The organism is Ohessyouella blattaphilus, assembly GCF_024721265.1.
Taxonomy (GTDB): domain Bacteria; phylum Bacillota; class Clostridia; order Lachnospirales; family Lachnospiraceae; genus Aequitasia; species Aequitasia blattaphilus_A.
This window is the reverse complement of sequence record NZ_JAMXOC010000004.1, coordinates 17,147-29,438: the sequence shown is the minus strand read 5'-3', so window position 1 is coordinate 29,438 and position 12,292 is coordinate 17,147. Positions and strand designations below refer to the sequence as shown.

Sequence of the window (12,292 nt, the reverse complement as noted above, 5' to 3'; positions counted from 1 at the left end):
TTAACTCCTTCCCATAACCCGAATAATCTCTTCAAATAATTTCAGATCATCGACGGCATCTTCCAAAATTGTCTTTGGTTGTTTCCCAGTCTTGATGCACTCCGCAAACAAATTCAATTCTGTCTGAAAGGCATCTCTAAAATCTGGCCCGTAGTTGGTGGTCTTCGTTTCCGTATCTGTCGATTCGATTACTTCGAGTGACGCTGGTTGATACCGAATATACGGTGTTTCGTATTTGATATGGAGCTTTCGGTTCTTCTGGAACACTTCTATCGCCGCGTCAAACTGCACCACTTCTTGGTTATTCACTAGCTCATAAGTAGCCAGAAAACCTGCGAATTCCATTACAATCACAACATGCTGTCCATTTACAGCAGTCGTAACGGAATGGATCTTCTTCGGTGTTCCGAATAATTCTCTGACCGCTGAAAAAGAATGGCAGCCCAATCCTGACATCATTTGATACGTCGTTCGCTGATCATCACTGGCATCCGCACCGATTGCCCGGTCTAGATGAGCCCGGCGCCTTTCATTACCTTCTTTAATAGCCTCTTCCGGAACATCGGTCGGATAAAAGATTGGCCGAGTCTGCCCGATAAAAAACGGCCCCTCTAAGATAATATCGCGAAAGCGTAGATATTCTGTTGGCTTCGGTTCCGCTTCTAAAATTTCTTTTGCCTTTAAAAAAGGCCCCGCATATCTGCGCATATAGCCTACCATAACAATCTGATCGGGGTACTCCTTTTTTAATTCAATCAGTTCCGCTAATTCGCCGCTGCACAAGGTTACCGGCTTCTCCACAAAAACATGTTTGCCAGCTTTTAGAGCACGAGCTGCGTACTCGCCGTGATATTGATCCGGTGAAAGAATGAGCACTGCATCAATATCGGCTTTTTCAATCAATTCAACCGCATTTAAATATCCTTCGGCAATGTGATATTTCTTTTGAATATAATTTACCAGTGACGGAGCTACATCCGAAACGGCTGTTACTTTATAAGATTCTGTTAAATCCTGTAAAATCGGCAAATGCATCAGTTGTGAGACTTCTCCTAGGCCGATTACTCCAAGTTTAATCATAATTTCACTCTCCTTCTTACTCCTACCCTTTTACTGAGCCTGCTGTCAGGCTAGATACGACTTGTTCCTGAAAAATTGCAAATACTAGAATTGACGGAATTACCGCAATCGTTACTGCGGCAAACATTGCCGTATAGTTGAAACTGAACTGCGCGGTAAAATAGCTTAAAGACAAAGGCAATGTCCGTGCAGCTTGTCCACTCGTCAGCATTAAGGCAAAGGTGAATTCATTCCACGACCCTAAGAACGCTAGCACCGCCGAAGAAGTTAGCCCACCCTTAGCGCAGGGTAACATAATCTGAAAAAAGGTTCTGACAAAGCTGGCTCCGTCCACATAAGCGGCTTCTTCTAACGCCTGCGGAACTGATAGAAACGTCCCTCGCATAATCAAGAGAGACATCGGCAGGTTCAAAGCCATATAGACAATAATCAGTCCCATCTTTGTATCATATAATCCCAGCGTCTGTATCACATTGTAAACCGGATGCAGCAAAGCCGTCATCGGTATTACCATCGCCAGCGATAAAATAAAATAGATTAAATTTTTTCCCCGAAATTCACAACGGGCAAATACATAAGCTGCCATTGCCAGAAAAAACACATTTAATGCTGTCGAAGCGCCTGCAATCAGCACACTGTTAAAGAAATACTTCAGAATCGGCGATATTGTCAAAGCATCCCGATACCCTTTGAAATCAAAACTACTAGGCAATGAAATTCCATTTGATAGGATTTCCGCATTGCTTTTAAATGATGAAAGAATCACCCAAACAATCGGAAATAAGGCAACAAATACACAGCAGCCAAAGAATATATACATAAGCAGTTTTCTGCCAGTCTTCAACCTCACCACCTCCCTAGTAGTCATCGCTATTTACCTTCATCGCTTTATTGATGATGGTCATGCATAGTATACCCAACAAAACAATAATCACGCCAATCGTATTCGCATAACCATAGTTATTTTCTCCCTTATATACCCCATACAGTAAAAGTGGCAGGTTCGTTGTCGCCTTACCCGGCCCACCACCTGATGTTATGTAAATCAAATCAAACATCTGTAACATATAGGTTGCGGCCATTACCATGGTTGTGCCGATAATCTTTTTTAATAACGGTAACACCACGAACACATCCGTTTGAAATCCAGACGCCCCATCCACTTTTGCCGCCTCTAGAACTGCCTCATCAAGTGAAAGTGCTTGGGCTAGCACCAATGTTGTGGTGTAGCCCGCAAATAGCACCCAGACAAGGGTCACAGAGGGAAATGCTGTATTTACATCCATCAGCCAGTTCCTAGTCATATGCTCTAGCCCAACCGCCTTGAGTAGCGAATTGATAACGCCAAACTGCGGATTGAAGATGTTTAGAAAGATCATCCCGATCGCGGCGTTGGAGATAATATTCGGTACCATATACGCGGTCCTAATAAACTTCCATCCCCGCGGCTTCTTATACAGAAGCAAAGCCAGAAGCGTACCTAGTGCAACATGAACCGTACATTGAATGAGAATCCAAATAACTGTATTCTTAAGCGCCATGTAAAAATCCGAATCATTAAACAAACGAATATAGTTATCCAGACCGATAAACGTCATTTCTGGTGAGCTCAATCGGTAATTAAATAAAGATGTTACAAACACCATTCCCAGCGGTATCGCATAAATCAATAAGAATAACACGACTGTGGGTAGTAAAAATACAGGAATCCAGCCCTTTTTCTTTTTCACAGATTTTCATTCCTTTCTGTGCCACATTTCTATTATTCGTTCTTTGCCGCTGCATCGGTTAATACTTGGCAAAAAGCTTCCGCATCCAGTTCCCCTGAATGTAAGCGTGGCAATTCCTGACTGACCACGTCTAGAAGATTCGAATACATCGTTGCTTGCATATTGTCGCTACGAACCGTTGCTTCTGCAGTCTGATCAAGGAACTCTGCCAACAGCGGATATTTTTCCGTTGCCGCTTTAGAGACTTCAACTGAAGATGCCGCTGGAACCATTCCCTGGCTTTCTAATCCAAGCTCTTGAGCATGCTCGGAGGTAAAGAATTTCACCATTGCAATCGCTGCTTCTTCCACTTTAGGATCACTTTGCTTAGTTACAAAATACCCCTGAATCGGCGCATCGTATACAAAACTATCTGGATAGATTGCTGAACCAACCTTATCGGCAAATCCCTCACTCGTCTTATCTGTATCAGAAAAATCTCCGATCATCCAAGGTCCGTTGGCAATCATCGCCACTTGTCCTGAGAGGAAATTATTTGCTGCATTTTCATATTTTCCACCGACTGCATCCGTCGTAGTGTATTCCTGAAGCATTTTCTGAATCTTTTCCACTGAGGCAATCATCTCTGGGGTATTATAATCATCTGGGTTCATTGTTTCCATAAATTTCAAGCCATCCTCATTCGCAGTCGCTACCATCGCTCCCCACCATAACTGAGTTACCCAAGCTGAATCTGCAGTATCCATTGCCAATGGCGTAATTCCTGCTGCCTTTAATTTATCGCATTGTTCAAAGAATTCATCCCAGCTCTTAGCCGGCTCCTCAATCCCTGCTTCTGCAAATAAATCCTTATTATAGAAATACCCTATTACTGATCCTTCTACCGATGATGCATAGATTTTTCCATCGCGGCTATTTGCCTCTAGAGCCGCATCTGAATACAATCCTTTCCATTCTGAATCTGCATTTACAACCTCTGTAAGATCTACTACCAAATCATTCGCCAAAGCCAAATCTAAAAGATTATATCCGCCGCCGTAAACCACTGGCGGTAAATCCCCCGTACCTAACTGCACTTTAATTTTATCCACATAATTTGCATCGCCTGGAACCTCTTCTAGAACGATCTTGTATTGTCCTTTGTATTCTTCATTAAACTCTTCTACCAGTTGAGCAACCACCGGCGCCGCCGTATTTACGCCGCACTGAAAGGTTGGATAATTGATAACAACTACATCGTCAGAGCTCGTATCGCCATCGGTGCTACTTTTATCGCCCGACTTACCACACCCTGCTAATAGTGAAACTGCCATAAGACCTGTTAGAAGTAACGATATCCATTTCTTTTTCATATAAATTCTCCTTTTAACCTGATAAATTGGGTTTCATTTCCGCGCAGAAATTGATTGGTTTCATTATAGCTTATCCACTTCTTCCCAACAATTGAGTTCATTGCACACTCTGTAGGATATTTGTGTTCTCTTTCTTTTAAGAACTGGTGTCTTACTTATCCCTTGGCAAGAAATAGAATTATTTTGTCTAAAAAATGTTAATATTTTATCCTTTGTTTCTTTCCAAAAATAAATATGTTAAATTGAATTAACTAGGGAGGTCGATATTTTATGAAAAAGAAATTGTCAATTATATGGATTGCAATACTGCTCTGCTGTGCTTTGGTTCTGACTCCTGTACTATGCACGCTAGCTTATTTCAACCACACGGTCTCCTCGCGATTAAAGAATACCGCAAAGGAAACCGCCTCTTTCTATCTTGATCAATACGCTGATGAAACCGCCTCTATTCTTGATACATTACGTAGCACTATCCACTATCTAACCACCGATACATTAACACAAGAATATATGCGCAAAACCGAACCTCCCTCACAGATGGAACGACTGACCATTGAAGAAGGTCTCGGAAAAGTGTTTCTTCTAGGGAACCTCCCCGACTCTAACGTAGTAACCGGCATCTACCTGCTTAAAGATGACGAGCAATATCTATCCATTCTACGCAGCGGAATATTCCAAGGAACTGCTGCCCGAATGAAACAAGTCTATCAAGAATGTGGCACTGCAAATTCTGCCAGAGACCTATACATTACCCCCTCATACCCTGATTATTGCTATTACATTGTCGACTATCTGAATATGGAGACTATGAAACCCCTTGGAAAAGTTATTATCGAACTCAACAGCCATCAATTTATTAATGCCTCTAGTATTGATACAATTTATAAAAACGCCGTCGTACAGCTCCGCAATACGAATAGCGCCTTTATCGCCGGGGATGGTGGCACTGGATTTACAACCCTTCCCACCCCTACCTCTGAAGATTATGTAACGATTGACGGAAGTACTTATTATCATACCGGTCGGCAATTATCACCTAATAATTTGCAAATCGATCTATACATACCTGAGCAAGAAATTTTTGAGACCATTCATTCCACAACTAAAATATCGGTTCTTTTTACCATGCTTGTTCTTTTTATCACTTTAGTCGCCGGTATTCTTCTTTTTCATTTTGTCTTTAAGCCCGTCAAGCAAATGGCACAGAAACTAGACCGACTGGCTACTGGCGACCTTACTGTCAGGATGGAACTTACACCTTATCAGGAGACGGACCAGATTGCTGTCGCCTTTAACGATATGACCGGACAGCTAAAGGAACTATTTGAAGAGGTCTATACAAAAGGCTTGCTACTACGCGATGCCGAATTCAACCTCCTAGAATCCCAGATTCGCCCACACTTTATCTTCAATGTTCTAGAGCTTGTTAATATGCGTTGTCTGGCCTCTGGCCAAGATGACATCTGCCGTATCGTCTCTAACCTTGCTCAACTTCTACGCGCCAATATCATCCACAAACATCAACAGGTTATTACCTTCGAGGACGAACTCGGTTATGTCCGCTATTATCTGGAGCTCCAGAAAGAACGTTTTGAAGAGAAACTAACCTATACAATTGATTTGGAAGATCCCGTTATCCTCAATTACTACTTACCAAAGCTAACCATTCAACCACTTGTGGAAAATAGTATTGTCCATGGCCTTGAGAACAAGCGCGAAGGTGGATTTGTCAATATATCGATATGGGAAGAAGTCGATTCTATCTGTGTTCGTATCTCAGATAACGGAATTGGTTTTGACACAGATTCTATTAATTGGGATGTAAATAGTCCCACAGATGAGAATGCCCCTCACAATCATGTGGCCTTGCAAAATATCAATCGACGAATCCAGCTACTTTACGGCGAACCGTATAAAATGACCATCACCTCTATTCAAGGTGAGGGAACCGATATTCTACTTACTTTACCCGTAAACCACACACAAGATTCCGGAAAGGAGGGCCCTTCAATTGCTTAATGTAATGATTGTCGATAATGAAGCTTCTATCAGAAAAGGTCTCATTCACTGCATACGCTGGACCAGCTTAGATTGTGAAATCGTCGCACAAGCAGAAGATGGCTTAGACGCCCTTGAGCAAATCAAAACAATAAAACCCGATATTATTATTAGCGATATTCGCATGCCGGGAATGGATGGCCTCGAACTAGCCGAAACGATCCATACGAATTACCCTTGGATAAAAATGATTATTTTAACTGGATTTCCCGATTTTGAATATGCCAAACGAGCCATTTCCTATCGGGTCGTCGACTTCGTTCTAAAGCCAACTACGGTAGAAAACCTAACCCGGGCTATCGAAAAAGCCAAATCACATATTAATGAAGAGCGACTTGGACGTGCACTTAAAATGGAACTGGCTGATAAAGAAGAAGAGAATCAGGTCCTACAACGTGATCTCTTCCTTCGTGATCTACTCCAAGGCATCGAGCGCTCACATTTACATGTTATAAATCGCATGGCTAGACTGGGACTTAATCTAACTGGCTATTATTTACTTCGCTTAGATATTGCCCCACTTTTTGAAGATGAGGATACTATATCAGAATGGGATGAAGAGAGCATGTCAATGCACTTACAGCAAGCTCAAACAATCCTTAAAGAATGTCTTACAGAATGTACCACCTACTTTCTGCCTTACGGCAACCAGACCTGCTACGTAGTAGCAGAGGCTCACTCTAGCTACCCTCTGACTAAGCAATGCTTAGAAGCTGTCAGCATTCTGAACAGTATGCCCCAATTTATTCTCTCCATCGGAATCAGCAGCTACTGCGACAGTCCGCTTCTGATGAATAAAGTTGCCGAGCAAGCCAAGCAGGCTGCACAATTTGCCCGCTATTCTCCGGAAACTCCTGTCATCAGCATTGAACAATTACCAGCTATACCGCAACACGTCATGGAGCGTGTTTATTCTGATTTGCGACATTTAAAATCAGCCATTGAGAATCCAAACCAAGAGCGTTCACAAGAAATTCTCGTCTCTCTATTCTCCTATATCCGCGAGAATAAGCTGCCGATGGATACCGTGCATACAATCTGTCTGTATATCCATCAGTTTTCCATTGGCCTACTTTTCACGCCAGGTGCTGACGGAATTATGGCAAAAGATCGTGTTTCTGCTCTGAAAGATATAATTGAAAATACATCTTTAGATAGTCTTGAAGAGAATACCTTTTCTTTCATAGAGCAAATTCTAAACCAAACCGTTCAGACCGATGCCGAAGCCGGTCAGGTCGTCCACGCAATAAAATCATATATTGCTCATAATTATTCCGGCGACCTCTCCCTCGATACACTCGCCGGAAGCGTCTATCTTAGCCCTAGCTATTTGAGCCGTCTCTTCAAAAGAGAAACGGGCGAGAATCTGAGCTCTTATGTACAAAATCTCCGTGTTGAAGAGGCTAAGATACTCCTACGCACCACCACCCTAAAGACCTATGAGGTGGCTGAACGAGTGGGAATTCCTGACCCAGTATACTTTTCTCGCATTTTCAAAAAAATAACTGGTACCAAACCCAAGGACTATCGTCAGAATTAGTGGCAACCAGCCCTACCTAGCAAGAGGATCGCCTTGTTATGGCAAAAGCAAACTTCTACTACCAGCGTATAGCACGCTCAAGCGATGCATTGCTCGGGTACAGGCTACGTATAAGAGGCTCCGGTCGTATTCTGACCGATAGGATTCTTGGTCCACATCCATAATAATGACTTCGTCGAACTCTAGCCCCTTTGCCATCTGAACAGAAGTCACGGATATACCACCTTCAAAGCTTCGACTTTCGTCACTAATCAAGTGAAGGTCTTCAGCAGAAGGCAACGAATCGAACAGAATACGCGCTGCCTCCTCCGTTTTCACGATAATACCAAGGGTGTGATACTTGCTCTTGCGATACGACTGGATTAACTGCCGTAACTTCTGCATCTCAATCTGGGGCGAATCGCAACCGATAACCTCGGGAATCGGACCGTGTCGCTTAATCGCCTTTAGTTCGTCATTTGCTTGTATCTGCTTAGCAAAGTTGATAATCTCATACGAAGAGCGATAGCTTGTATTAAGCTTCACCAGCTGTGCCTCTTCGTAAATATTCAATAAATCGGCTAGAGTATGGCGACTGAGAGGATTGATACTCTGACCAAAATCCCCTAAGATGGTCTTTGGACAGGGGAAAAGTCGATTAAGGACGGCGTACTGAATCGGACTATAATCTTGCATCTCATCGACCACCAAGTGGCGAATCACCCCACTTTCCTTTACCCCCTCATAAGCGGCGTGAAGGTAGAGAAAGGGAAATACATCCCCCCATTCAAGCTTCTTTTTCCCCGCCAAAACAAACATCGCCGATTGCCCCATGTCTTCGTAAAACTTCCGATAAAGCTCCAGAGTATTTTTCACCTTTAGCATCGCCTTAAGGGCTTTTAAGATGGTTCTGCTTCTCGGAATATCCTCTTCCATAAAATTGTCCGTGGCAAAGCGCTCATACACCTCATCTGCCAGCATCTGCAAACGCTGCTTCACCGGATGCTTGTTATAAGCGGCAAAACGCATTCTTAGGTTATCCGCAGTGAAGGTAAAGCGCCCGTAAGTATAATCCACTGGCCCGAAAATGATCTCTGGCATCCCCGCGATAAAATCATCCATTCGCTTGACAAACTCAAGAGAAGATTTGAATTGCTTTCGCAAAATCCACGCTTTGTCGGCTTCCAAAAAAGGATCCTTATCCACCTCAAAGTCCATGACCTTCTCTAGTTGAATGTGAGCAATGTCTTCAAAACTGATTTCAAAAATCGGCTCTTCGCCTAACTCCGGTAAGACACTGGATATATAATCCCCAAAGACTTTATTAGGCGAAAGAATCGTTACATTATTAGCCGTTATCTGTTCCTTGAAGCGATAAAGCAGAAAAGCGATTCGATGGAGCGCAATCGAAGTTTTTCCCGAACCTGCTACTCCCTGAATAATCAAGGTTTTCGACTTCTCGTCCCGAATAATTTGATTCTGCTCCTTCTGAATCGTGCCGATAATCGACTTCATTTTCTCATCTGCAGTTTGCGATAATTCCTGCTGCAAGACGTCATCGTATATATTGGCACTGCTTTCCAAAGCGTATTCCATCACACCATCTTTAATTTTAAACTGACGCTTACGGGTTAAGTCTCCGTCGGTTTTCCCCATTGGCGCCGTATAACTAGCTGGCCCTACCTCGTAATCATAGAACATACTCGCCAGTGGCGAGCGCCAATCGGATATCCGTAGCTTGTTCTTATGGTTAAAGGCAAAGCGTCCGATATAAAAAGGTTCGGCCTCATCTGCCAAATCTTGGCGAAAATCGATTCGGGCAAAATATGGTGACTCCTTAAGCTTTGCTAGCTTATCTCTTATCGTAACTGCGAACGCGCCTGTATTATCGATTTGCCGCAGGCCTAATTGATTCTGAAACATCTCATGAGGGTCTAACTCCCCTCGATATTCTGCCATATAGCGCTTCATATCCATATACTCTTTATCGCTGCGCTCCACACTATCTTGAGCTTCTAGAAGTGCCTCATCTATCATTTTGTTAATTGCATCCAAATGAACAATTTCATCAGGAAATATCGGACTACTCTCTTCCTTATTTTCATGATTTTGCATTGGTTATACTCTCCTTTTTCTGATCTCTCGGGTATGTTACAGCTTATCAAAGCTACAACTAAATGGTAGCAGATGGAGAAGAAATGAATAGACTTATTCTTTCGGATATGATATGTTATATGATAGTCGTACTTAAAATTTCTGGTGACAGAAAAAGGACGAAATAACAAAGGACATGACCGTGGTCATGTCCTTTGTTATTGGCTAAAATCTCTTACTCAACAACCCATTGAAGGGTCTACAGAATAAGTTTTGTTTGTTCCTGTGTATCCCCAGAAGCCTCATCCTCGCCTCCGGCAACACTCTGCTCATCGACAATAAAAACCTCATCGTCATTAATCACCCAATATTCTCTCTTTACTGATACCGCGTCTATCATGGTAATTAAATAAATAGGCTTTCCGTCCAAGTCACCATTTTTTTCAGAAGTCACCTCATCAGCACTTTGCTGATAATATAATACTTTTCCATCAATCCAGTCCTGTGCTTGAGCAATTGTAACCATACCAGGTAGTCTTGTATAAGATAAGGTTATGGTATCAGAACCAAGATCTCCCTCCTTGCCATACGAGATATTATAGTAACCAGAGTCTTCATCTCTAAAGGAATCTAGTTCTATCCAATCATCTTGAAGGCGGTATTGGAACTCTAAAGAATCGTTAATGGGAAAGGTGGTTATCGCTCCCTCTACTTCAGCAGCATCATTTTGTGGCTTTAAAACTTCTGTGTCTGTGCTTTTGTCTTCTTTGCAACTTGTTAAAATAAGCATTAAAATCATGCATACCGAAACAATGATTTTCCTCATGGTGTTCTCCTTATAATTGTACTGTCGCTATCTGTCCGCGTTTACGCAATAAAATCAGGATTTAACATATTTCATTCCAAATTTACTAAAACCTAACTCTCACAAATCTCTATCTAGCAAACACTATCACTTAAACAAGGAGGATCGTAAAATGAAAAATTTTAACTCAATTGCTACAATCTTATCTTTTACCATTCTTGTTGCTAGTACACTTCTCATTTTTTTGTTGCTTTATTCTTTAAAGAAGAATGACGATGAACGTCGAGACTTAATTATAACGAAGGCTGCATCAAAGACATTATTAATTATAATTGCAATATTATTACTACGTCTTATTGGAATCTCTTTTGTATTAATAGGCATTGATGACTTAATGCATCCTATTAGTTTATTAAACACCATCGCCATTGTTTACTTCATTTCTTTATATTATAAATATCATTACGGAGGGTAATAAATGATAAATAGAATTAAGGAATTTCGCAAAAAAAGCAGCTTTCGCAAGAAGATTTAGCGCTGCTTTGTGGGGTGACAAGACAAACAATAAATGCAATTGAAAATAATAAATACGATCCTTCCTTAACCTTAGCCTTTGAATTGGCTAAGCAACTATCTTCAACCGTTGATTCGTTATTTCAAAGTTCTATTGATTCAATCTCATAAAAACGGATACTCCCTGCAAAGGTGGTATCCGTTTCTACATATGGCGATAATTATTCCTTCATAAGACCATGGACAAATTTACAGGTGTCTATAACAGCCTGTTTTGCTTCATCGAAAGCCTCTCTCGTATGGAAGTGTTCTTCCATGCGCCAGCTATGGCTAAGCGCTGTATCTACGTACATGCTTTTCAAAATATCCTCAACTGATACTGAAATGATAGGACTCATTATTTCGGCCATTTCGATGATTTTATCTTTTTCGCATGGCATTTCGTTTATCAAAAATCGAGATGTCTCCATTATAGGGTCATCAACCACACCTTTAGGATCAATGATCGTATAGCCGCCGCTTGAATTGAGCAGCAAATTTTCTTGGTGCAAGTCACCATGGAGCAAGCACTCTTGATGGTGGCGATGTTTCAATTCGGCGTAAATCTTCATAGCTTCATTTAGAAAAAACAGTACATCCTCTAATCCACCCATATCTGTTAGTTTGCGATGTATCTCTTCCATCCAAGAAAGATAAGTTGGATACTGCCCCGATCCATCGTATGGAATGGGCAGACCTTTAATCGTCGTCGCCATTAGCCTTGCACGCTCTCGGTAATCTTTAACTGACCACATTTGCTCGCCGGGAATTATCCGTTCCAGCAATAAAACATCATCAGATAAATCATATGCCCAGAGATTACAATAACCTTTGCCATCATAAGCGCGTAGACAGCCTACCTCTGCTGCAACCTCTGGGCCGGGAATACACATTTTTAAGACACATTCCTTGTATAAAGCTGACCGGCATGAGAATAAAAAATTAACTGTATCCGTGGGCATAAAAGCCAAATCGTAAAGTTTCCATAAGTCTACATATTTTTCAAGACGCTTGTCCACTTGAGATAAATATTCCTTGCTCTTAGCCCCTAAACATTTGTATATTCCTTGCCGTGCACTTTCTGGTATCTCCATCTTATAAT

The 12,292-nt window shown here is 41.8% G+C and carries 11 protein-coding genes; 4 read left to right on the top strand and 7 right to left on the bottom strand.

Annotated features, from left to right (window positions below; all coding sequences use genetic code 11):
* From NHH16_RS04525 to NHH16_RS04510, 4 genes are read right to left on the bottom strand one after another with little or no spacing between them, the layout of a single operon-like run.
* Complete coding sequence (locus tag NHH16_RS04525) at positions 1 to 1,080, bottom strand: Gfo/Idh/MocA family protein (RefSeq protein WP_262068420.1); 1,080 nt, start codon at positions 1,078 to 1,080, stop codon at positions 1 to 3.
* Positions 1,081 to 1,102: 22 nt separating this feature from the next.
* Complete coding sequence (locus tag NHH16_RS04520) at positions 1,103 to 1,930, bottom strand: carbohydrate ABC transporter permease (protein ID WP_262068419.1); 828 nt, start codon at positions 1,928 to 1,930, stop codon at positions 1,103 to 1,105.
* A gap of 7 nt (positions 1,931 to 1,937) precedes the next feature.
* The gene (locus NHH16_RS04515; protein ID WP_262068418.1) at positions 1,938 to 2,810 is read right to left on the bottom strand and encodes a carbohydrate ABC transporter permease; all 873 of its coding nucleotides are present in this window, start codon (positions 2,808 to 2,810) and stop codon (positions 1,938 to 1,940) included.
* Between the two features lie 32 nt (positions 2,811 to 2,842).
* Positions 2,843 to 4,162: an ABC transporter substrate-binding protein gene (locus NHH16_RS04510; protein WP_262068417.1), complete on the bottom strand. Its 1,320-nt coding sequence runs from the start codon at positions 4,160 to 4,162 to the stop codon at positions 2,843 to 2,845.
* Between the two features lie 270 nt (positions 4,163 to 4,432).
* Here NHH16_RS04510 and NHH16_RS04505 point away from each other — a divergent pair, with 270 nt between their 5' ends.
* Both NHH16_RS04505 and NHH16_RS04500 read left to right on the top strand, forming a co-directional pair.
* Complete coding sequence (locus NHH16_RS04505; RefSeq protein ID WP_262068416.1) at positions 4,433 to 6,181, top strand: sensor histidine kinase; 1,749 nt, start codon at positions 4,433 to 4,435, stop codon at positions 6,179 to 6,181.
* On the top strand, positions 6,174 to 7,760 hold the full coding sequence (locus NHH16_RS04500) for a response regulator transcription factor (RefSeq protein WP_262068415.1): 1,587 nt from the start codon (positions 6,174 to 6,176) through the stop codon (positions 7,758 to 7,760). Before NHH16_RS04505 ends, NHH16_RS04500 begins: the two co-directional genes overlap by 8 nt.
* Before the next feature lie 36 nt (positions 7,761 to 7,796).
* Here NHH16_RS04500 and NHH16_RS04495 read toward each other — a convergent pair whose 3' ends face one another.
* Positions 7,797 to 9,854 carry a HelD family protein gene (locus NHH16_RS04495; protein WP_262068414.1) on the bottom strand — a complete coding sequence of 686 codons (2,058 nt, stop codon included), beginning with the start codon at positions 9,852 to 9,854 and terminating at the stop codon, positions 7,797 to 7,799.
* 238 nt (positions 9,855 to 10,092) lie between these two features.
* Entirely contained in the window at positions 10,093 to 10,659 is a 567-nt protein-coding gene (locus tag NHH16_RS04490) for a hypothetical protein (RefSeq protein WP_262068413.1), read from the bottom strand.
* 151 nt (positions 10,660 to 10,810) lie between these two features.
* On the opposite strand from NHH16_RS04490, the gene NHH16_RS04485 reads away from it, so the two are divergent.
* Positions 10,811 to 11,113 carry a hypothetical protein gene (locus NHH16_RS04485; RefSeq protein WP_262068412.1) on the top strand — a complete coding sequence of 101 codons (303 nt, stop codon included), beginning with the start codon at positions 10,811 to 10,813 and terminating at the stop codon, positions 11,111 to 11,113.
* Positions 11,114 to 11,187: 74 nt separating this feature from the next.
* Complete coding sequence (locus tag NHH16_RS04480; RefSeq protein ID WP_262068411.1) at positions 11,188 to 11,322, top strand: helix-turn-helix transcriptional regulator; 135 nt, start codon at positions 11,188 to 11,190, stop codon at positions 11,320 to 11,322.
* Positions 11,323 to 11,372: 50 nt separating this feature from the next.
* Here the strand turns inward: NHH16_RS04480 and NHH16_RS04475 are convergent, their stop codons facing one another.
* Positions 11,373 to 12,284 carry an aminoglycoside phosphotransferase family protein gene (locus tag NHH16_RS04475; protein ID WP_262068410.1) on the bottom strand — a complete coding sequence of 304 codons (912 nt, stop codon included), beginning with the start codon at positions 12,282 to 12,284 and terminating at the stop codon, positions 11,373 to 11,375.
* Between the last annotated feature and the right edge of the window lie 8 nt (positions 12,285 to 12,292).